Annotated in this window: 25 protein-coding genes; 15 read left to right on the forward strand and 10 right to left on the reverse strand. The window is 57.8% G+C overall.

The annotated features are described in order from the left end of the window. Positions 1-190 precede the first annotated feature (190 nt). On the reverse strand, positions 191-409 hold the full coding sequence (locus tag ICA15_RS12350) for a DUF1289 domain-containing protein (protein WP_150604800.1): 219 nt from the start codon (positions 407-409) through the stop codon (positions 191-193). A 3-nt stretch (positions 410-412) separates the two neighbouring features. After that, positions 413-745: an iron donor protein CyaY gene (gene cyaY / locus ICA15_RS12355; protein WP_042561714.1), complete on the reverse strand. Its 333-nt coding sequence runs from the start codon at positions 743-745 to the stop codon at positions 413-415. 303 nt (positions 746-1,048) lie between these two features. Here cyaY and lptM point away from each other — a divergent pair, with 303 nt between their 5' ends. The 13 genes from lptM to ICA15_RS12420 all read left to right on the forward strand — a co-directional run bounded on the left by lptM (position 1,049) and on the right by ICA15_RS12420 (position 13,087). After that, entirely contained in the window at positions 1,049-1,222 is a 174-nt protein-coding gene (gene lptM / locus ICA15_RS12360; protein ID WP_150616837.1) for an LPS translocon maturation chaperone LptM, read from the forward strand. A 9-nt stretch (positions 1,223-1,231) separates the two neighbouring features. Continuing rightward, positions 1,232-2,479 carry a diaminopimelate decarboxylase gene (gene lysA, locus ICA15_RS12365; protein ID WP_150616838.1) on the forward strand — a complete coding sequence of 416 codons (1,248 nt, stop codon included), beginning with the start codon at positions 1,232-1,234 and terminating at the stop codon, positions 2,477-2,479. A 3-nt stretch (positions 2,480-2,482) separates the two neighbouring features. Beyond that, positions 2,483-3,313: a diaminopimelate epimerase gene (gene dapF, locus ICA15_RS12370; RefSeq protein ID WP_210553394.1), complete on the forward strand. Its 831-nt coding sequence runs from the start codon at positions 2,483-2,485 to the stop codon at positions 3,311-3,313. Between the two features lie 13 nt (positions 3,314-3,326). Further along, positions 3,327-4,052 (forward strand): DUF484 family protein, encoded by a 726-nt coding sequence (locus ICA15_RS12375; protein ID WP_150604803.1) that lies wholly within the window; start codon positions 3,327-3,329, stop codon positions 4,050-4,052. Between the two features lie 2 nt (positions 4,053-4,054). Next, positions 4,055-4,954: a tyrosine recombinase XerC gene (xerC, locus tag ICA15_RS12380; RefSeq protein WP_042561719.1), complete on the forward strand. Its 900-nt coding sequence runs from the start codon at positions 4,055-4,057 to the stop codon at positions 4,952-4,954. Further along, positions 4,951-5,658, forward strand: coding sequence for an HAD family hydrolase (locus tag ICA15_RS12385; RefSeq protein WP_210553393.1), 708 nt, complete (start codon positions 4,951-4,953; stop codon positions 5,656-5,658). Before xerC ends, ICA15_RS12385 begins: the two co-directional genes overlap by 4 nt. 367 nt (positions 5,659-6,025) lie before the next feature. Beyond that, positions 6,026-7,267: a tyrosine-type recombinase/integrase gene (locus tag ICA15_RS12390; protein WP_210553392.1), complete on the forward strand. Its 1,242-nt coding sequence runs from the start codon at positions 6,026-6,028 to the stop codon at positions 7,265-7,267. Further along, a complete protein-coding gene (locus ICA15_RS12395; protein ID WP_210553391.1) occupies positions 7,264-7,830 on the forward strand; it encodes a hypothetical protein in 567 nt (188 codons plus the stop codon). Before ICA15_RS12390 ends, ICA15_RS12395 begins: the two co-directional genes overlap by 4 nt. Positions 7,831-7,886: 56 nt before the next feature. Next, positions 7,887-8,162, forward strand: a complete 276-nt coding sequence (locus ICA15_RS12400; RefSeq protein WP_210553390.1) for a helix-turn-helix transcriptional regulator — start codon at positions 7,887-7,889, stop codon at positions 8,160-8,162. Beyond that, positions 8,155-8,367 carry a helix-turn-helix transcriptional regulator gene (locus ICA15_RS12405; protein WP_224450876.1) on the forward strand — a complete coding sequence of 71 codons (213 nt, stop codon included), beginning with the start codon at positions 8,155-8,157 and terminating at the stop codon, positions 8,365-8,367. The genes ICA15_RS12400 and ICA15_RS12405 overlap by 8 nt, the downstream gene beginning before the upstream one ends. Before the next feature lie 326 nt (positions 8,368-8,693). After that, positions 8,694-9,047 (forward strand): hypothetical protein, encoded by a 354-nt coding sequence (locus ICA15_RS12410; RefSeq protein WP_210553389.1) that lies wholly within the window; start codon positions 8,694-8,696, stop codon positions 9,045-9,047. A gap of 452 nt (positions 9,048-9,499) precedes the next feature. Beyond that, a complete protein-coding gene (locus tag ICA15_RS12415; RefSeq protein WP_210553388.1) occupies positions 9,500-10,660 on the forward strand; it encodes a tyrosine-type recombinase/integrase in 1,161 nt (386 codons plus the stop codon). A gap of 915 nt (positions 10,661-11,575) precedes the next feature. Continuing rightward, a complete protein-coding gene (locus ICA15_RS12420; protein WP_210553387.1) occupies positions 11,576-13,087 on the forward strand; it encodes a hypothetical protein in 1,512 nt (503 codons plus the stop codon). Between the two features lie 151 nt (positions 13,088-13,238). Here ICA15_RS12420 and sutA read toward each other — a convergent pair whose 3' ends face one another. The 4 genes from sutA to glnK all read right to left on the reverse strand — a co-directional run bounded on the left by sutA (position 13,239) and on the right by glnK (position 16,020). Next, on the reverse strand, positions 13,239-13,565 hold the full coding sequence (gene sutA, locus ICA15_RS12425) for a transcriptional regulator SutA (RefSeq protein ID WP_042561721.1): 327 nt from the start codon (positions 13,563-13,565) through the stop codon (positions 13,239-13,241). 100 nt (positions 13,566-13,665) lie between these two features. Then, a complete protein-coding gene (locus ICA15_RS12430) occupies positions 13,666-14,091 on the reverse strand; it encodes a secondary thiamine-phosphate synthase enzyme YjbQ (RefSeq protein ID WP_210553386.1) in 426 nt (141 codons plus the stop codon). Between the two features lie 215 nt (positions 14,092-14,306). Next, a complete protein-coding gene (locus tag ICA15_RS12435; RefSeq protein WP_210553385.1) occupies positions 14,307-15,644 on the reverse strand; it encodes an ammonium transporter in 1,338 nt (445 codons plus the stop codon). A 37-nt stretch (positions 15,645-15,681) separates the two neighbouring features. Continuing rightward, positions 15,682-16,020, reverse strand: a complete 339-nt coding sequence (glnK, locus tag ICA15_RS12440; RefSeq protein WP_002555808.1) for a P-II family nitrogen regulator — start codon at positions 16,018-16,020, stop codon at positions 15,682-15,684. A 414-nt stretch (positions 16,021-16,434) separates the two neighbouring features. Here glnK and ICA15_RS12445 point away from each other — a divergent pair, with 414 nt between their 5' ends. After that, positions 16,435-16,695, forward strand: coding sequence for an accessory factor UbiK family protein (locus ICA15_RS12445; RefSeq protein WP_008086041.1), 261 nt, complete (start codon positions 16,435-16,437; stop codon positions 16,693-16,695). A gap of 60 nt (positions 16,696-16,755) precedes the next feature. Here ICA15_RS12445 and ICA15_RS12450 read toward each other — a convergent pair whose 3' ends face one another. The 3 genes from ICA15_RS12450 to ICA15_RS12460 are packed head-to-tail and all read right to left on the reverse strand — an operon-like array spanning position 16,756 to position 17,952. Then, positions 16,756-17,316 carry a nucleotidyltransferase family protein gene (locus ICA15_RS12450; RefSeq protein ID WP_210553384.1) on the reverse strand — a complete coding sequence of 187 codons (561 nt, stop codon included), beginning with the start codon at positions 17,314-17,316 and terminating at the stop codon, positions 16,756-16,758. Between the two features lie 44 nt (positions 17,317-17,360). Next, positions 17,361-17,666 carry a HigA family addiction module antitoxin gene (locus tag ICA15_RS12455; protein ID WP_210553383.1) on the reverse strand — a complete coding sequence of 102 codons (306 nt, stop codon included), beginning with the start codon at positions 17,664-17,666 and terminating at the stop codon, positions 17,361-17,363. A gap of 7 nt (positions 17,667-17,673) precedes the next feature. Beyond that, positions 17,674-17,952 carry a type II toxin-antitoxin system RelE/ParE family toxin gene (locus ICA15_RS12460; protein WP_123532696.1) on the reverse strand — a complete coding sequence of 93 codons (279 nt, stop codon included), beginning with the start codon at positions 17,950-17,952 and terminating at the stop codon, positions 17,674-17,676. 324 nt (positions 17,953-18,276) lie between these two features. Between ICA15_RS12460 and ICA15_RS12465 the strand changes: the two genes are divergently transcribed. Next, positions 18,277-19,770, forward strand: coding sequence for a YifB family Mg chelatase-like AAA ATPase (locus tag ICA15_RS12465; protein ID WP_150604808.1), 1,494 nt, complete (start codon positions 18,277-18,279; stop codon positions 19,768-19,770). On the opposite strand, the gene ICA15_RS12470 is transcribed toward ICA15_RS12465, so the two are convergent. Further along, positions 19,767-20,981: an aldose 1-epimerase family protein gene (locus tag ICA15_RS12470; RefSeq protein WP_210553382.1), complete on the reverse strand. Its 1,215-nt coding sequence runs from the start codon at positions 20,979-20,981 to the stop codon at positions 19,767-19,769. The genes ICA15_RS12465 and ICA15_RS12470 overlap by 4 nt on opposite strands. Between the last annotated feature and the right edge of the window lie 37 nt (positions 20,982-21,018).

Raw genomic sequence — 21,018 nt, forward strand, 5'->3', positions numbered from 1 at the left:
CACCAGGCCTCGATGGGTTGAGGCGTTCCCGGACACTATCACAGCTCAAAAAATATACAAGCCATGCCCACAGGCTGAACAAAAACCCTGTGGTGAGGGGATTTATCCCCGATGGGTCGCGCAGCGGCCCCAAGCTTTTGAGACTGCTGCGCAGTCTGTCGGGGATAAATCCCCTCACCACAGGACCGGGTCAGGCTTGGGATTTGCGTGCAGCGGCTTGGGTAACGATCACTCGCCGCCGCTCATCATCCGCAGAGCGCCACTCACGAATATCTTCAACATGCCGGAAGCAGCCGAGGCAGACCTTTTGTTCGTCCAGCCGACACACGCCGCTGCACGGCGAAGGCACCGCCGGGCTGATATTGCTGTAGAGCGGCTTGGGCGGACGAACGGGGGCGGTGTCAGTCACGAATCACAGGCCTTCGAAATCGAATTCGGCGCCAGCCTGCTGCTTGACGATGCGCTCAAGCATTTCGCCCAACTGCTCTTCGCTCTTGTCACACATCCAGCGCTCGCTTTCTTCGTCGTAATCGAAGTGGAAACCACCCGAGACGGCCGCCAGCCACAGCTGACGCAGCGGCTCCTGACGGCTGAAAATCAGCTGCGAGCCGTTTTCGAACTTGACGGTCAGCACACCGGCCGAACTTTCCAGATCGATATCCAGATCGCTCTCGTCAAAGATGTCTTCCAGTTTTTCCTGGGTGTCATCGACCAGATCGTGGAAACGGGCTTCGGACAAACTCATTGTGGCAACCTCAAAAAATGTCTGATCAGGCTCAAGCGCCGCAAGATACGGACGCTGCTGGCTGATTGCAAAGGATAACGACCAAGTGCCTGCACCGCCCCTGTGAGAGCTGGCTTGCCAGCGATGAGGCCGGCAAATTCACCATCGATGGCGACTGAACCACCGCTATCGCGGGCAAGCCCGCTCCCACAGGGTTTTGTGTGTAACCAATCAGCCCCGCCGGACGGGAGGCCCGTCGCATAGGCAAGCTGCCGGGTGGCCGGTATACTCCGGCGCAATTAACGTATTTTCAAGGATTTCGCCATGAAGCGCCTGATCTCTTCCCTTGCTGCGCTCGTCGCGGTTGCCTGCCTTGTCTCGGCCTGCGGTCAAAAAGGCCCGCTTTATCTGCCCGACGACAGTCAGGACCCGGCCGAGCAAGCCCAGTCGTCGCAAAAGCAGCCTGCTTCCAAAGCACACAAGCACGACGTTTACTAAGGGATCGCCATGGACGCTTTTAACTACCGTGGCGGGGAGCTGTTCGCGGAAGGTGTGGCGTTGTCCGCCATCGCCGACCGCTTCGGCACACCGACCTACGTTTACTCGCGCGCACACATCGAAGCCCAGTATCTGGCCTACGCCGATGCGCTGGCCGGCATGCCGCACCTGGTCTGCTACGCCGTCAAAGCCAACTCCAACCTCGGCGTGCTGAATGTCCTGGCCCGTCTCGGCGCCGGTTTCGACATTGTCTCCCGTGGCGAGCTGGAACGCGTACTGGCCGCTGGCGGCAGCGCCGACAAGATCGTGTTCTCCGGCGTCGGCAAGACCCGTGACGACATGCGCCGTGCGCTGGAAGTCGGCGTGCACTGCTTCAACGTCGAATCCACCGACGAGCTGGAACGCCTGCAGGTTGTTGCCGCCGAACTGGGTGTTCGCGCACCGGTTTCGCTGCGTGTGAACCCGGACGTCGATGCTGGCACCCACCCATACATTTCCACCGGTCTCAAAGAGAACAAGTTCGGCATCGCCATCGCCGACGCCGAAGACGTGTATGTGCGCGCTGCGCACTTGCCGAACCTGGAAGTGGTTGGTGTCGACTGCCACATCGGTTCGCAACTGACCACGCTGCCACCGTTCCTTGATGCACTCGACCGCTTGCTGGATCTGGTCGACCGTCTTGGCGATTGCGGCATTCACCTGCGCCACATCGATCTCGGTGGTGGTTTGGGCGTGCGTTATCGCGACGAAGAGCCGCCAATGGCTGCCGACTACATCAAAGCCGTGCGCGAACGTCTGGACGGTCGTGATCTGGCATTGGTGTTCGAACCGGGCCGCTTCATTGTCGCCAACGCCGGCGTGTTGCTGACTCAGGTCGAGTACCTCAAGCACACCGAACACAAAGATTTCGCCATCGTCGACGCGGCGATGAACGACCTGATTCGCCCGGCGCTGTATCAGGCGTGGATGGACGTCACGGCGGTCAAACCACGCGACACCGCCGCGCGCATGTACGACGTTGTTGGCCCGATCTGCGAAACCGGCGACTTCCTCGCCAAGGATCGCGAGCTGGCCCTGGCCGAAGGCGACCTGCTGGCGGTGCATTCGGCCGGCGCCTACGGTTTCGTCATGAGCTCCAACTACAACACTCGCGGCCGTGCGGCCGAAGTGCTGGTGGACGGTGATCAAGTATTTGAAGTGCGTCGCCGCGAAACCGTGGCCGAGCTGTTTGCCGGCGAAAGCCTGCTGCCGGAGTAACCCATGCTGCTGCGTTTTACTAAAATGCACGGCTTGGGCAATGACTTCATGGTTCTCGACCTGGTCAGCCAGCACGCGCATATTCAGCCCAAGCACGCCAAGCAATGGGGCGATCGACACACCGGCATCGGTTTTGACCAGTTGCTGATCGTCGAAGCGCCGAGCAATCCGGACGTCGATTTCCGCTATCGGATCTTCAACTCCGATGGCTCGGAAGTTGAGCAGTGCGGCAACGGTGCACGCTGCTTCGCGCGTTTTGTGCTCGACAAGCGTCTGACTGCCAAACGGCAGATCCGTGTCGAGACCAAGGGCGGCATCATCGAGCTGGACGTGCGTAACGATGGCCAGATCGGCGTGAACATGGGCGCCCCGCGCCTGGTGCCAGCGGACATTCCGTTTGAAGCATCGGCGCAGGCCCTGAGCTATCAGTTGGAAGTCGACGGCACCACGGTCGAGCTGGCCGCCGTGTCGATGGGCAACCCGCATGCCGTGTTGCGCGTGCAGGACATCAACAGCGCTCCGGTGCATGAATTGGGGCCGAAAATCGAGCACCACCCGCGCTTCCCGGCGCGGGTCAATGTCGGTTTTATCCAGATCATCGACCGTAGCCGTGCACAACTGCGCGTCTGGGAACGTGGCGCCGGGGAAACCCAGGCCTGCGGCACCGGCGCCTGTGCGGCGGCCGTCGCTGCAATCAGTCAGGGGTGGATGGATTCGCCGCTATTGATCGACCTGCCTGGCGGGCGTCTGTCCATTGAATGGGCAGGCCCTGGCCAACCGGTGCTGATGACCGGTCCGGCAGTGCGTGTATATGAAGGACAAGTGCGTCTTTGAGTGAGCAAAAGCCATGACCGATAAGCCTCAGGTACCCGCCCGACAGTCCGACGAATCAGCGTCCGAGAGCCTGGAGGCGGCAGCGGTTGCCGCGTACCTGGAGGCTCATCCGGAATTTTTCGTCGAGCACGAAGAACTGCTGCCAGCCATGCGCATTCCGCACCGACGTGGCGATACCGTATCGCTGGTCGAGCGGCAGATGACCATCCTGCGCGAACGCAACATCGAGATGCGTCATCGCCTCTCGCAATTGATGGACGTCGCCCGCGACAACGATCGCCTGTTCGACAAGACCCGCCGCCTGATCCTCGCCCTGATGGACGCGACCAGTCTGGAAGACCTAGTCATCAGCGTCGAAGACAGCCTGCGTCAGGATTTCCAGGTGCCCTTCGTCAGCCTGATCCTGCTCGGCGACAACCCGGCACCGGTCGGCCGCTGGGTCACTCACGCTGATGCACAAGTCGCTATCGGCGGTCTGCTCACCGAAGGTAAAAGCGTCAGCGGCACCTTGCGTGAGCATGAGCTGGACTTTCTGTTCGGCGAAGAACAACGCAAGCAGATCGGCTCCACCGCCGTGGTCGCCATCAGTCATCAGGGCATTCACGGCATTCTGGCCATCGCCAGCCGTGATCCGCAGCACTACAAGAGCTCGGTCGGCACACTGTTCCTCAGCTACATCGCCGAAGTCATGGGCCGCGTGCTGCCACGGGTCAACAGCTCGCTGCGCTCGGTACGCTGACCATGGAACGACAACTGGACGCTTACTGCGAACACCTGCGCAGTGAGCGACAGGTGTCGCCGCACACGCTGTCGGCCTACCGCCGCGACCTCGATAAAGTCCTCGGCTGGTGCGTCAAACAGAACATCGGCAGTTGGGCCGCGCTGGACATCCAGCGCCTGCGCAGCCTGATCGCGCGCCTGCATGCCCAGGGCCAGTCCTCACGCAGCCTCGCCCGCTTGCTCTCGGCAGTGCGCGGGCTCTACCACTATCTGAACCGTGAAGGCCTCTGCGATCACGATCCGGCCACCGGCCTCGCACCACCGAAAGGTGAACGTCGCCTGCCGAAAACCCTCGACACCGACCGCGCGCTGCAGTTGCTTGAAGGCGCGGTCGAGGATGATTTTCTTGCGCGACGTGATCAGGCAATTCTGGAGTTGTTCTATTCCTCCGGCCTGCGTTTGTCGGAGCTGACCGGGCTCAATCTCGATCAACTAGACCTCGCCGACGGCATGGTTCAGGTGCTCGGCAAGGGCAGCAAAACCCGTCTGCTGCCGGTCGGCAGAAAGGCCCGCGAAGCCCTCGAACAATGGCTGCCGCTGCGGGCCATGACCAACCCGGCAGATGACGCCGTTTTCGTCAGCCAGCAAGGTCGGCGCCTCGGCCCGCGAGCCATTCAGGTGCGGGTCAAACTGGCCGGCGAGCGTGAATTGGGGCAGAACCTGCATCCGCATATGCTGCGGCATTCCTTCGCCAGTCACTTGCTGGAATCCTCGCAGGACCTGCGCGCGGTGCAGGAGCTGCTCGGCCACTCGGATATCAAGACCACGCAGATCTACACCCATCTGGACTTCCAGCACTTGGCGGCGGTCTACGACAGCGCCCACCCACGGGCCAAACGCATGAAAGGCGATGATTCATGAGCATCCAGTTGATCACCTTCGACCTCGATGACACCCTTTGGCACACCGCCCCGGTGATTGTCAGTGCCGAAGCCGTATTGCGCGAATGGCTGAGCGAACACGCGCCGAATTTGGGCGCGGTGCCAGTGGAGCATTTGTGGTCGATCCGCGAGCGGGTGCTGGCCAACGAGCCTGGGCTCAAGCACCGCATCAGTGCGTTGCGCCGGCGGGTGTTGTTCCACGCCCTGGAAGAGGCGGGTTACGCCCATGGCGAAGCGTCGGAGCTGGCGGACAGGAGTTTTGAAGTGTTCTTGCATGCGCGGCATCAGATCGAGGTGTTCCCCGAAGTCGAGCCGGTGCTGGAAATTCTCGCCAACCATTACGCCTTGGGCGTGGTCACCAATGGCAACGCCGACGTGCGTCGATTGGGGCTGGCGGATTACTTCAAGTTTGCCCTCTGCGCCGAAGACATCGGCATCGCCAAACCGGATGCGCGATTGTTTCACGAGGCCTTGCAGCGCGGCGGCGTGAGCGCCGAAGCCGCGGTGCATATTGGCGATCATCCGGGCGATGACATTGCCGGGGCGCAGGAGGCAGGGTTGCGCGCGGTGTGGTTCAACCCGGCGGGCAAAGTTTGGGAAGCGGAGCGCTTGCCGGATGCCGAGATTCGCAGCCTGACTGACCTACCCGCGGTGCTTGCCCGCTGGAATGCCACATCCATCTGATACACAACCGCCTTTTTGTGGCGAGGGGATTTATCCCCGATGGGCTGCGAAGCGGCCCCAAATGCAGCACACGCAACAGTCCTGAGACACCGCGCAAGCTGACTTCACGGCTGCTGCGCAACCGATCGGGGATAAATCCCCTCGCCACAGTGACCGCAGCGGTCGTGCATTTTCTAAAGGCATGAAAAAGCCCGCAGCGACGGCGGGCTTTTTCTTTTCTGTAATTGTCCACAGCATCCCACAACACCTAGTGATTCCGGGGCTTACCGGGTATTATCTTGTCTACAGCATCCCACCCATATCTACCTGATCCCACGAAAATGTGTGGGGCTGCGTGTGGGGTTGGATCAGTCGACGAGGAAATAGCATGAGCCGATTGAACCCCAAGCAAGTCGAACATTTGAGCGAGCCAGGCCGGTATCTGGACAGCGACGGGCTTTACCTTGTAATCAGCACTACCGGTAGCAAGTCCTGGCTTCTGCGTTATCAGCTCAGCGGCAAACGACGTGACATGGGCTTGGGACCATTCCCCACCGTAAAGCTTAAAGCAGCAAGACTGGCCGCCACGGATGCGAGGTCGATGATCATGCAGGGCCGTGACCCACTGGACGAGCGCAAGGCAGAACAGCAGCGGCAGAAAGACCAACGGCTGGCTGATAAAGCAAAGTCCGTCACGTTCAAATCGCTGGCGTTGGATTACCACCGGTCCCACTGCCTGCATGTGACCGATGGCTGGCGCAAAGGCTGGCTTTCCAAGCTGGAGCGTTACGTCTATCCAGTCATGGGTGAATTGCCGCCCGGACAGGTTCAAACCGATCATGTGTTGCGTGTTTTGCAGCCGATCTGGAGCGAGAAGCCCCGGACAGCGAGCGAGGTTAGGAGCCAGATAGAAAGCGTGCTGGACTCCGCCAAAGCGCTAAGCCTTCGATCTGGCGAGAACCCTGCACGCTGGCGCGGCCATCTGGACAACCTGCTAAGTCGGGCAGACAAGAAACGGGCTACGCAATCGACCAATCATCCAGCAATGCTCTGGCGTGACCTTCCAGCATTCATGAGCAGGCTGGCCCAAGCCAATGACCGTGATTCTCACGCGCTGCAACTGGTGATCCTGACCGCCGCACGGGCTGGCATGGTTCGCTTGGCGACGTGGGACGAATTCGATTTAGAGTCAGCCACCTGGAATCTTCCAGCCGAGCGCATGAAAACCCGGCAGGCGTTCGCCATCCCATTGCCACAGCAAGCCGTTGAATTGCTACGAGCAATCCCGCGCACTGTTGGCAGCCCCTATCTGTTTCCCGGCACTGGAAAGTCCGGCGTGATGGGCCGTGTTGCGTTCTTATCACTACTGCGGGCGATGGAGCTGCCAGACATTACAACACATGGATTCCGGGCCACCTTTCGCACCTGGGCGAGCGAGTGCACGCACTATCCGCGAGAAGTCTGTGAGCTGGCGCTCGCCCATGATGAGCGCGACAAAATCGAGGCCGCTTACAGTCGCAGCAACCTATTGGAGAAACGCCGCGAGTTGATGCAAGCCTGGGCAAAGTTCGCCACAACTCCGCCAGCGGTGAATGTTATTCACGGCGCATTTGGGCGGATGGAAGCGTGAGCCGACAATACAGCGGCGACTTGGCCAAGCCTATCAAGTTGGCACCACTGCCGCAGTTGTATACACCCGTGCAGCGTGAGGCATGGAATAAGGCGCATGTATCAGAGTTAGAGCGACGGATGGGCCTGCTAATGGAGGAGCACGCTGTTAGGTCTCATGACATCGGCCCGCTGGTTTGGAGCCTGGCACTAGACCTGCCGGGCTTCCAGTTGGCCGGTCCCGAGCGCCGTGGCAGGGATAAACACTGGGATCAACACACTCGTATTTTGTTGGTGCTGAGTATCGAAGAACTCCAAGTACAGGGGTTTTCGATTACGCGGGCGTGCGAGCGCTTGGCTTCCACGGAACCGTGGAAGTCAAAGGTTACTCACTCGAATGGCGCCCGGCGGTTGAGGGATGAATCTACTCGTCTGGACGAATTTGAACGAAGTTTGCTTCAAATGCTCCGTAACCACCGGGACCTAATGATTACGTCGGGCGAGATTACTGATGAGCCCGGCGCATTTGCGCGTAAATACTTGATCGATAATTACGCGCAACACGAGCCTCAAAACGAGCAATAGTATTGGAATCCATGGCGCCCACTGACTCAGGCGCCCTTAATTCGCGAGGAGCGAACATGGATTCCACATCCCCCGACATCCACCCTATTTGTTTACTGCGCCTGCGCGACGTTATGGATCGCGTCGGACTGCGCTCAAGCGCAATTTATCAATCCGTGCAAAGGGGCACTTTCCCGAAACCCATCAGACTTGGTGAAAGTGTTTCTGTGGCCTGGCTTGACCAAGAGGTTGATGCATGGCTCAGGACACGGCTTATGTCCCGCCAACCCAATCCCACCCCACGCAAGCGGCGTCTGAAGGCAAGCCATGCAGGAGGCCAGGTCAATGACTGACAATCTGCGGGTTATGCGTATAGATGACGTTATGAACCGAACAGGACTGGCCCGCGCATCAATCTACAAATACGCCTTGAACCAAACATTCCCGCAACAGGTGCAGCTTGGCCGTGGCGGCGCAGTAGGATGGTTAGAGCATGAGGTTAATGCCTGGGTGCGAGAGCAAATCGACAAGAGCCGGGGCACAACCGCCAACGCATAAAAAAGCCGGACGTGGACGCGTCCGGCTGTGCCAATCACCTCCGCCAGTGGTGGTAAGCACGCTGAGTGTCGTGCCTTTTCCGGCCTTCGACAATTTCGAGGGCTGTTCGATGACTCTTCACGACGAGATAAAGGCCCCCAGCGGGCCAACTGCGGCAACTCCCGCGCCCGCCAGCAAAATCTCCCGTTTCCCCGCATTGGGCGACAAGCCGGGGTATCGCACCGGTTTCACCGTCTGGCTCGCCGATGGCGACCTTCTGGTGTCGTCGGCGAATCCGCATAGCACTTTCATCTTGCACGGCCAAGGTCTGCTTCGAGGGATAAGCCATGGCGGGTGACTGGATCAAGATGCGTACTAACTTACCGTCGAATCCGAAAGTTGTCCGCATGGCGTCCGCATTGAAAGCGGACAGATTTCGGATAGTAGGTGGACTTTTGTCCGTTTGGAGTCTTTTCGATTTCCACTCAAGTGATGGAACGCTGTCTGGTTACACGTTGGACACGCTTGATGAGCTTGCTGCATGGTCTGGTTTTGCCGAGGCCATGGTTACAGTTGGATGGCTGGAAAACGACGGCCTGAATCTGACCATTCCAGGCTTTGAAGTCCATAACGGCGCCTGTTCCAAGCGTCGTGCGGTCGATGCACAGCGTAAGCGAGCCGCCCGGAAGAGTCCGGATTGAAAGTGGACGAAATGCGGACCAGAGAAGAGAAGAGAAGAGAAGAGAAGAGAAGAGCCCCCCAAACCCCCCAAGGGGTTCAATGCAATCGCTTCGCTCTTGCTTTTGCTCTGTCTGGACGATTGGAAATCGTTGACTTTGATCTTGCGGCCCGAGTGGGGCCCCGCTTGCGGGGTCGAGGGCTTGCAGTTGTCCACGGGCGCAGCCTGTGGGCAAGTGCATTCGGCGCCTGCCGGGGAGGCCTGCGGCCTCCTGCGTTTCGCGTTCTCGCGTGCAACACCTGGAGGACGCTATGAGTGACCGAGGTCTGCCAGAGGCTCAACCGGGCCTGTGGTCATTCATTACCGAGGTGTGCGATGGGTGAAACGCGATATATCGAGTTCAGCGATGCGGCCATTAGAGCCGAAGCAAAAAATAAAGCCGTTCGCGACCTTCGGGACAAGCGGTACCCGGACATGCGCTTTCGTTTTCTCAAGGATCGGCGCCGGGGTGCGTGGTACACGGTGCACGCTGGCAAATGGCAGAAGGCTGCGGACTGGCCTGGGTGTGGCTGCAAGGAATTGGATGCGCGGCGGTCGGCGCCTTTGCTGGCCGGTGGTTTTGATCCAGTCGCCACGCTGCGTGCGCTGTATACGGTGGGTGACGTGCTGACGTGGTACCTGGAGCGGCATTTGAACCTGGCCACGGTATCGAAGGCACGCAAGGCCAGTTGCCGGTCACTGGCCAAGAATTGGATTTTGCCGCGCCTGTGGGGTTTGCCGGTGGATCAATTGACGACGGCCATGCTTGACCGGTTGTTAATTCAACCGATGCAAGCGCAATTGGCACCGGCAACGGTGTGCAATGCCTACCGGGTACTAAATGCGGCGTTTCGCACGGGTACGCGGCTGGGTCTGCTGGCCGTCAATCCGCTGGCTGATGTCAGGTTTACGGATTTTGGTTTGGGTCGTTTGAAGCCGAAGGTGTCGCGGTTGTTTCCCCGGGATGTTGGCGGGCTGATGGATCTACTGATGCAGCGTCTGCCGAAGTCGCCGGGGCCTTGCCTGTTGGCCCTGTTGATGCTCTGTCACGGTACGCGGGTTGGCGAAACGCGGCGGTCGAAGTGGGAACACTTCGACCTGGATGCGGGTGTGTGGGTGATTCCGTCTGAGCTGACCAAGACGCGTACACGGCATGAACTGCCGCTGACGCCTGTTGTGGTGGCTGTGCTGCGTTGGTACCTGGACCAGCAATCAAACCAGCCGAGCGTGTATCTGTTTCCCGGCGGGCAGGGTCAGGCGTTGTCAGTGACTGGGGCTTCGTCGAAGATTGCCGGTCTGAGCGGTGGTCAGTGGTCAAGCCACGATCTGCGCAAACTGGCGCGGGCCTGTTGGCAACACCTGGGCGTCAATTATGTGGTTGCCGAGCTGTTGCTTAATCATGCGATGCCGGGATTGACCGAAACTTATGTGCAGGGTGATTTGTCGCTTCTGAAACGTCGGGCGTTGTTAGGCTGGCACGGTGTCGGTGTGGGTGGTGTAGATGGTGTTGATGGGTTGGATTTGTCGGGGCGATTCGGCTGGATTCGCGGTGATTTCCAGGGTCTGGAAAGGTCTGAAAGCATGAACACATTGTGATTGCAGGGTAAGGCGTAAGAGGTGCGGTTTAGAGCGGTGCGCGGGGTTGGCTGGTTTATAGTGGCATGTCTGAGGTGTGAAAACGGGTTTTCGTTCGTGATGCGCTCTAGAACGGGCCTTTGCGAGAAGTGCGGGGTGCTGCCGGTCATGTGATCGGTAACAGTGATACCCAAAAATACTTAACAGATAGCATTGCGCCTCACAAATCAGCGGGTTGAAAAATATTTGAGCCTGGACCGAAGGGCGATGAGGTCGGCCAGCTCGTTTGGCACTGTCCGGTTACCCCCTCGATGCGCTCATTTGGCGTCGGCTCCGAAATTTCCCAGCCCCTGATTTGCACGGAAAATCAAAGGATTGCGAACCAAACTGTTGCGTTTTTTCGGGTGAGGGCTTGCCTTCTGTCGTTACGGGGCCATTACCCTGAGCTGGATTACGTGACAATGCTGGAGTTCTTGCCGGGTGTTGTTGCCCAATTGAGACGGGGCTTTTCGCCCAGTGAGTTTGTGGCTGCTGCCGGTACCGCGATAGGCGGGCGCGGTGCTGGCGGACGCCCAAAAAGTGCAGCGCGTTAGCGACGGATTAGCAGCCGTCGCGAACAAGTTACCCTGCGCCTGCGATGAAAACGTCAACGCGTAAAGGAGCTTAGAAAGTTTGATGGGCCGTCGATAATGATCTGGACGAATGGGAGAGGGATCTGTGGCAGCAGAGCAATGTTTCATGAGCGTATGTTTCATTCCATTAGATGCGAGCGGGACCAAATTCTTTGGTTTCGCGGAGTTTCTGGCGGGGCTCGCACTTATGGTTCTCGCGTGGACTACAGGAGACGTACGATATCGATTTCGCATTCAAACGGCTCCAATTCCTTTACGCGGAGTTACGTTTTCAGTCGTCACTGCTGTGGGGGTGCTTACGCTGTTGACTGACTTGTGGCGTGCCGAACAATGGTTGGTACCTCGAGGGAACATCCTGAGCCCCGCCTCCTGGCAGGCGGTTCTCGGAATGGTGTTTCTTCTTACTTTTCTAACTTGGGCTTGGTTTGCATTCATCCGACCACCCAAATATGGCAAAAGAAACGCGGAGCGCTTCGCGCTTACCCTATACCGCTTGGTCGTCAATGGCGCCCCGCACGAACTAGCAATCATTGCAGATGAGCTCGCCCGTTCTGCGACGGCTTTAGTACGCTATGCAACGAACACTGTCGAAATAAGAAATAAAAAGTCAGGCCCAGAAGATAGGTCCAACAGAGTGCCTAGCAAGGTAGAGTGTTATGCAACTGACATGTTGCAGCTCATTGCCGATAAAAGGTTTTGCCGCGCGATTGTTCAATTTGCCCCGGCCACGGCCCTGAATGTCTTCCAAGCAATGATTGAAGAAGAAAGGTATGGAGTCGATGTTAGGGTCTTCGCCAAAAATATAATGAATGAGGCCATCAAGAATACGGACTCCTTTATTTATCACGAAGCTGAAGGGTATGAGTCCGGCCTGATTGGGTATCATAAGCCGTTTAGTCAAACAATGTTCTCTAATTATAGAATGGTCGAGACGATTGGAACTCTACTTGATCCAGATATAGGCGTGAAGTGGAGCGCCACCCAGTGGGCCGCCTATTGCCGCGTTGTTTTGATCACTCTCAACGACTTTGTCGAAACGCGATTTTGGGGGCACTCCTTTGTCCTGTATCGAGCTATGGGAAATATTGAGAAATCTGTTTCTGATCTCTATCGTCTTAATGGGATAGCTCAGAGTGCTTGGGATGACGATGTACTGAAACGCGTGTGGGTCGTAGTCGACTTCATAGTCGAAGCAGTCGAAATTCTTGAGAATAAAGGTGTCCCCCAACACTTGCAATTACGCACTCATCAGGAAGACGGTCCGGTTAGCAGAACATTTTACGACCATCTTGCAAACATGATATTCGAGTTAGTATTTGCTGCATCAACGATTAAGTCGCCATGGTGGGAGAGTTGGACGGTGCAGCACAATTCCGTATGGGGTAGATTGTTCAGTGATCTCAATCTAACTAGCGCCGCCGGAAAAATTGTTAAGCATAAAGCACGTCGACTTATATACAACGAAGTCGCTCGCATGAGTAGTTTTCCGAACTTTAAAGGGGCGAAGGTGCTGGGTTTTTGCCTGAACGTAATGGGGTTCACAGTTAGAAAAGGCGGCTACGGCAAGACCAGTTGGCCTCTTCACAAGGCGATTTTGGCCTGGACCCAAGCAAATTATTTGCGTTTGCATGCGGAGTACCCGGGAGTAGCGGAAGATTGTTTAGTGGACCGTATGAGTTACGACTCGGAGAAGATGAGGGTGGTCAAGACTCATCCAGTCGAGGGGCTCAGAAACGAACCACGGTATGAGTATCTCGATTTGACCCCGGCGCCGTTGGAGGTTGGAACACTGCCAGGCTCAGAAATAGGACACTGATCGTGGCTGGCGTAGGTGCACGCGGGCATTATGTGTGGGGCTACGCGTGGGGCTGAAGGCCATACTTATTTTAGAGCCGCGTATTTAGCGGCCTGTAGAACGAAAAAGCCCGCAGCGACGGCGGGCTTTTTCAGCAAGCAAGCGGCACGCCTCAGATAGGGCGGCTGCCGTACTTGTTGTCCGGCTTCTTGGGCGGATCGGCGACCACATTGGCCTCCACTTCCTGCACTTTTCCGCCTCGCGACAGGAACTCTTCCATGGCCTTGGCCAGGGCATCGCGCTCCTTGTTCTTGGCTTCAATGCTCGGCAAATCGTCTACCGACACCGCAGCCTTGGCTTTGCCTTTGGCAGCCGGGGCCGGCGTATCTTCGCCGCCATCGTCGTCAGCAACGTCTTCCGCTGCTGCTTCCAGGCCTTCCTCGGCCTCGTCTTCGTCGCCTACTTCGAGGTCGTCGTTTTCCAGATCATCGTCGCTCATGTTCTACCTCATGACTTGCGAAAAGCAGATTAGTTATAGACCAGCTTTGGCAACTGTCGAAGTCGCCGTTAAAAAATCGTTCGCCGCTGCTGACCAGCGGCTATGCCCCTTCACCGTGCAAGGTGGCGAGGACTTTACGAGCACCGCCGTGATCACGGTGCTCGCCCAGATAAACACCTTGCCAGGTACCCAGTGCCAATCGACCTGCCGAAACCGGCAGACTGATCTGGCAGCCAAGCAGGCTGGCCTTGAAGTGCGCCGGGAGGTCGTCCAGGCCTTCGTCGTTATGCTCATAGCCGTCTGTTCCTTGTGGGATCAGACGATTGAAAAATCGTTCGAAGTCGCGACGGACCGCCGGATCGGCGTTCTCGTTGATGGTCAACGATGCCGAGGTGTGCTGCAGCCACAAATGCAACAGACCGACCCGACACTCCCTGAGTTCAGGCAAGCCATGAATCAACTCGTCCGTTACCAGATGAAAGCCCCGGGGCCTTGCCCGCAGGGTAATCAGAGTCTGTTGCCACATACAGTTCTCCGCACGTTCGGGGCGCATTCTAGCGCGCTCTGGGAAAAAACAAAGGCCCTAATATTCCTGCAATGATGTAAGCCTTTGGCCGTAGAAAAACGCTCGTCGTAAACACGACTAAAGGCGTACGAAAAATCCTTTCAGCTGTTCCTTTAACGACAAATCCCGGACAAAAAAATGCCCGGCAAGCCGGGCAATTTTTTTACTGCGCGTACTTACAAGTTGTAGCCGCGTTCGTTGTGTTGTGCCAGATCGAGGCCAACCGACTCTTCTTCCTCGGTCACACGCAGACCCATTACGGCGTCCAGGACCTTGAGGATGATGTAGGTGACGATCGCGGTGTAGATGACCGTGAAGCCGACGCCTTTGATCTGAATCCACACTTGCGCACCGATGTCGGTGACAGTGCCGAAGCCACCCAGAGCAGGAGCGGCGAAAACACCGGTGAGGATCGCGCCGAGGATACCGCCGATACCGTGTACGCCGAAGGCATCCAGGGAGTCGTCGTAACCGAGTTTGCGTTTCAGGGTAGTGGCGCAGAAGAAGCACACCACGCCTGCCGCCAAACCAATCACCAGTGCGCCCATCGGGCCGACGGTGCCGGCAGCCGGCGTGATCGCCACAAGACCGGCAACCACACCCGAAGCAATGCCCAGTGCGCTTGGCTTACCGTGAGTGACCCACTCGGCAAACATCCAGCCCAGTGCAGCAGCAGCGGTCGCGATCTGGGTGACCAGCATCGCCATGCCCGCGGTGCCGTTGGCCGCCGCAGCAGAGCCAGCATTGAAGCCGAACCAGCCGACCCACAGCATCGCCGCGCCCATCAGGGTGTAACCGAGATTGTGCGGAGCCATCGGGGTGGTCGGGAAGCCTTTGCGCTTGCCCAGTACCAGGCAGGCAATCAGACCGGCCACACCGGCGTTGATGTGCACCACGGTGCCGCCCGCGAAGTCGAGTACGCCCCAGTCCCACATCAGGCCGCCGTTACCGGACCAGACCATGTGCGCGATCGGCGCATACACCAGAGTGAACCAGATGCCCATGAAGATCAGCATCGCGGAGAACTTCATCCGCTCGGCGAACGCACCGACGATCAACGCCGGAGTGATGATCGCGAAGGTCATCTGGAAGGTGATGAACACCGCCTCAGGGAACAGCGCCGCAGGACCGGTAATACTCGAAGGCGTGACACCGGCGAGGAACGCCTTGCCCATGCCGCCGAAGAACGAGTTGAAGTTGACGACGCCCTGCTCCATGCCGGTGGTGTCGAACGCAATGCTGTAGCCATAAATGACCCACAGGATGCTGATCAGACCGGTAATGGCGAAGCACTGCATCAACACGGAAAGAATGTTTTTCGAGCGAACCATGCCGCCGTAGAACAGCGCCAGGCCGGGAATGGTCATGAACAGCACGAGGGCCGTCGAGGTGAGCATCCAGGCAGTGTCGCCGGAATTGAGGACTGGGGCCGCCACTTCGTCTGCCGCCATTGCAAGGCTTGGCATTACGATGGACAACAGGGCTCCTAGCCCTGCGAATTTACGCAGAGTCATATTGTTTTCTCCTGGGGCGTTGGGTTTGTGGCGGCTTTTAAATCGCGTCGGTATCGGTTTCGCCGGTACGGATGCGAATCGCCTGTTCCAGATTGACCACGAAGATCTTGCCGTCACCGATCTTGCCGGTGTTGGCCGCCTTGGTTATCGCTTCGATAACCCGATCCAGATCCTTGTCGTCGATGGCCACGTCGATTTTCACCTTGGGCAGAAAATCGACCACATATTCCGCGCCGCGATACAGCTCGGTGTGACCCTTCTGCCGGCCGAAGCCTTTGACTTCAGTAACGGTAATGCCCTGCACGCCGATTTCGGACAGCGACTCGCGCACGTCGTCCAACTTGAACGGCTTGATGATGGCAGTGACTAGCTTCATGAAAACTCTCTCCCGAATTGGTGGACTTGCCCCAGGAAAACAAACCCGACTCAAGTCTAAGCGCAGTGCCTGGCTTTGTAACGCATCGTCGGCCATACCTGCCCGACTGACGCCAGCTAACCGCTGCTGACGAAACTCCCCGCTTCGTCTGCCGCACTGCATTCGTCACAGCGACTGCATCAGTGCATGGGTCAAGAGTGACTAAGCAGAAACCTTGCCATCTCGGCAAAAACCTCTGATTTCAATCCCTTGGCCGCTACCGCAAGCACTCGCGTGCAAAACGCTTAGCGGATACGCACAACAACGGTGCGTCGCCGTCCGTCCGCCTGCGCGAAAAGCGTGCATCCCTGGCGACGAGATTGACTATAGACACTGCGTGATACACTGCCGGCCATTGTTTCCAGGACATTTCCCATGCTCGCGCCCAAAGACTTCCTCGACGCCCTGAGCGGCACCGCTTCCCGCCTGTTCAACGGCGACACGCCCCTGCCAAAAGCCGAAATCGAAAGCCAGTTCAAGATGCTGCTGCAAAGTGCCTTCAGCAAACTCGATCTGGTGAGCCGGGAAGAGTTTGATAGCCAGATGGTCGTGCTGGCCCGCACTCGTGCCCGCCTCGAAAGTCTCGAAGCGAAAGTTGCCGAGATGGAAGCGAAGCTGACGCCGCCCGCCGAGTAACACTAAATCCCCCTGTAGGAGCTGCCGAAGGCTGCGATCTTTTGATCAAAGAAAAGGCGTTTACTCGGTAAACTTCAGGTTTGGCCAAGTGCGAGGCCAGTCTTTCCCCTGAATGCGTTCCAGATAGATTTCCCGTTTGTCGATCTGGAACCTTCCTGTAGGTCGAACAACAAGCCGAAACAGATCCTCCAAACCAAGCGGCGCTGCGACCTCCAGAGCGCCTTGCGAGTCGAGCCTGATGGCAATTGCCGTGGCTGTCTCCGGCCAGAACCTGATGGCATCAATTGCGCTGGTATATGGCGTATCAGAATTTCGCAGATGCATGCGCGCCTGGTTCTTTACTGACCAGTTGTATGACGCATCCATGTTTCGCAAACATGCTTCCAGTTCAGTGTCTGACTGAACAGTGGCCCGCCCCGGATCGAACCAGATGACATCTATGTCCGAAGACAGTGGCGAGTGAACACGCTGGTGCAAGTGATCCCAAACCGCGCTACGCAGAAACCCTGCGCCTACCCAGCAATCAGGTAATCCAAGGGATTGCACCAGACTCAATATGCTCATGCGCACTGGGTCGGCTCCGATGAGCGCCTTGATTTGCAACACTTGTTCAGAATTCATAATTCCATTCAGTCACGCATGACTTCACTGCTAGGTCTAAATAATTACGCGCAATGTGCGAGCCGCTCCACCTGATCACGGATAGAAGCACCTCTTTCAATTTCCGCTTTGCGCAAATCGTAAGTCGATTGCAGGTTCAGCCAAAACTCTGGAGTGGTGCCCAGACAGTAGGACAGTCTGAGTGCCATATCAGCGCTGACACCTCTACGCTGTAGAACGATGTCGTTCACCGTCGGAGTGGATACACTCAATGCTCTCGCCAGCGCAGCAGCTGTCAGGTTCAGAGGCTCCAGGTACTCCTCTTTGAGGATCTCGCCAGGATGTACCGGACGCATACCATTCTTAGTCATAGTCACCTCAGTGATAATCGACGATTTCGACATCCTCTGGTCCGTTAAGGCCCCAAACGAAGCAAATGCGCCATTGGGCGTTGATCCGAATGCTGTATTGCCCCTTCCGATTCCCATCCAGGGCTTCGAGTCGATTTCCCGGAGGAGATCGCAGATCAGCTAATACAGCTGCCGCATCAAGCATCGTCAGCTTACGTTCCGCCACACTCAATATGGCTGACCAGAAACGGGTTTTACCGCTGCAGAACAGGTATTCGGTTTCAGAACATCTAAAGCTAACGATCATAGTTTAAAGCTTAACGTTATGCATTAATCTCAAGCTTATTCGTGAAGTCGATAGAATCCAACAAGGCATCCCGCGCTTTCGGTGTTCCCTCAAAGCTTTCGGAAATGGCCTACTCACGCTCCTTCGCTCGCACTTAAAAGATCGACATTTCCTACAGTAATAATCGCTAATTCTGCTTGCAGTTCTGGTTCAGAATATCTCGACTCGCTCCTGCAACATTCTGCGAAACGTTGCCCTGTACACCTCCCTGCTGAAACGACTTCTCCCGACTACCCTTCAAAAACCCGCAGGAAGCGGCTCCCCGATTCAGCTCAAGGAACGACCATGTCCCTCTCCATCGTCCACAGTCGCGCCCAGATTGGCGTGGATGCCCCCGCCGTCACCGTCGAAGTTCATCTCGCAAACGGTCTGCCCTCCCTGACCATGGTCGGCCTGCCCGAAGCGGCGGTGAAGGAGAGCAAGGACCGGGTCCGCAGCGCGATCATCAATTCCGGGCTGCAGTTTCCGGCGCGCCGAATCACCTTGAATCTGGCGCCGGCAGACTTACCCAAGGATGGCGGGCGGTTTGATCTGGCCATTGCCTTGGGGATTCTGTCGGCGAGTGTGCAGGTGCCGTGTCTGACGCTGGATGATGTGGAGTGCCTCGGCGAACTGGCGTTATCCGGCGCGGTGCGGCCGGTACGCGGCGTGTTGCCGGCAGCGTTGGCGGCGCGCAAGGCCGGACGGGCACTGGTGGTGCCGCGGGCGAATGCCGAGGAGGCCTGCCTGGCGTCGGGGTTGAAGGTGTATGCGGTTGATCATTTGCTGGAAGCGGTGGCGCATTTCAATGGGCATACGCCGGTGGAGCCCTACGTATCGGACGGTTTGATCCATGCCGCCAGACCCTATCCCGATCTCAATGAAGTACAAGGGCAGATGGCCGCCAAACGAGCGCTGCTGATTGCTGCAGCAGGTGCGCATAACCTGTTGTTCAGCGGGCCGCCGGGGACGGGCAAGACGCTGCTGGCCAGTCGACTGCCGGGTTTGCTGCCACCGTTGTCCGAATGCGAAGCGCTTGAGGTGGCGGCGATTCAATCGGTCGCCAGCGGCGTGCCACTGACCCATTGGCCGCAGCGCCCCTTTCGCCAGCCGCATCACTCAGCATCCGGCCCGGCACTGGTCGGCGGCAGTTCGAAACCACAACCCGGCGAGATCACCCTCGCCCACCACGGCGTGCTGTTTCTCGACGAACTGCCGGAGTTTGATCGCAAGGTGCTGGAGGTGCTGCGCGAGCCGCTGGAGTCCGGGCATATCGTGATTGCCCGCGCCAAGGATCGCGTGCGTTTCCCGGCGCGGTTTCAGTTGGTGGCGGCGATGAATCCATGTCCCTGTGGATATCTTGGCGAGCCGAGTGGCAAGTGTTCGTGCACGCCGGACATGGTGCAGCGCTATCGCAACAAGCTCTCGGGGCCGTTACTGGACCGGATCGATTTGCACCTGACGGTGGCGCGGGAAGCGACGGCGTTGAATCCGCAAGTGAAACCGGGAGAGGACAGCGCCAGCGCGGCGGCTTTAGTCGCCGACGCTCGTGAACGACAGCAAAAGCGTCAAGGCTGTGCCAATGCATTTCTGGATTTGCCTGGATTGAAAAGGCACTGCAAGTTATCCACAGCCGACGAAACCTGGCTGGAGTCAGCCTGTGAAAGGCTGACTTTATCGCTTCGCTCGGCACATCGGTTACTCAAGGTTGCCCGGACACTGGCAGACCTCGAGCAAGTCGATGCAATCAGACGTGAGCACCTGGCCGAAGCGCTGCAATACCGGCCGGCGACGCCTTAATGCTCGGTCAGATCAACCAGCGGCGCTTGCCGCACTTCGGTTTCACGCCCGGCCTGGATTTCGGTTACTCGCTTCAAGGCGTTATCCACGGCAGCTTTGTCCGCGAGCAGGCTGTAGCTGATCTGGAACTGTTTGTGTTCCTTGGGCGCAATGGTCGGCACCAGATTCAGCGGACGCTGATAGCGGCGGTTGTAGGAAAAACTGGTGCCCGGCTCCAGTCCCGTGACATAGCCCTGCCCTTGGGTGTCAGTATTTTTCCACAGGGAAAACACTGGCAACTGCTGGGTATTGAAGCCAACAGAAACACCGAGGCTGCCCGCCTTGTTATGCAGAACAGTCAGGGTTTCGCCTTTGGCATCCGCGTAGGGCACGACGTTGTAGACGGTTTCGTCGTAATCCTTGGTCGGGGCGCGGTAGATCTGCCAGTCGGGCAAATCGCCTTTGGCCTTGTCGTTGAAAGGCGACACCTGTTTTACCGGTGCAGCAAAGCGTGCGCCCTGCTCGAGGAATGGCGTACTGAAGTTGCTGTGATACAGCGCCTGATATTCCTTTGGATAATCGCCGTTGTTGGTCAACGTATCGTTGAGTGCGAAGCGCACGCTGCCAGGCACGGTGACCAGTTCAGTGACGACCGAAAAGTCGACTTTCTTGAACGCCTGCTCTTTCAGCTCGCCGCGCAAACTGATGGCGTAGGGTGGTTTTTCATCGATGTGCAGCGTGACAGTACTGGCCGGGATGTTGGCGGCGCGTCCGTGCAGGGTCAGCAGCTCACCATTGTCCATGCCGGGATGGCCGACCCATTCGTAACCACAGCGGGTCACCAACTCGTTGAAACCTTCCAGCCAGCCCAGACCACCGCGCCCATTGAGCTCAATGAATGCCGGGTTGACCACATCCTTGACCGGCGAATCCCAGCCCATTCGCATGCTGCCAACGGAAGCGTGCAGGACATTCATGCCACGGGTTGGCACCACCGAGAGTTTCATCGTGCCGTTATCGATGTCGACAATACTGACGCCTTCCTGCCGCCCACCATGCAAGGTTCGCAGGCTCACAGAAAACGGCTTTTCGGTTTTCACGCCGAGCTGCTCACTGGTGACAGTCCAGTTTTGCGCAGGTTTGTCAGTATCGAGGAGGACATAATCCCATGCCATTGCGTGGGAGGCAGCGGACAGTGCGCCGAGTGCGGCGACAAGTTTGAGCGGGGTCATGGCAGCAGCCTTTATTGGAGTTGTGCCATTTTTATAG

The organism is Pseudomonas sp. P116 (assembly GCF_020149425.1).
Lineage (GTDB): Bacteria > Pseudomonadota > Gammaproteobacteria > Pseudomonadales > Pseudomonadaceae > Aquipseudomonas > Aquipseudomonas anatoliensis.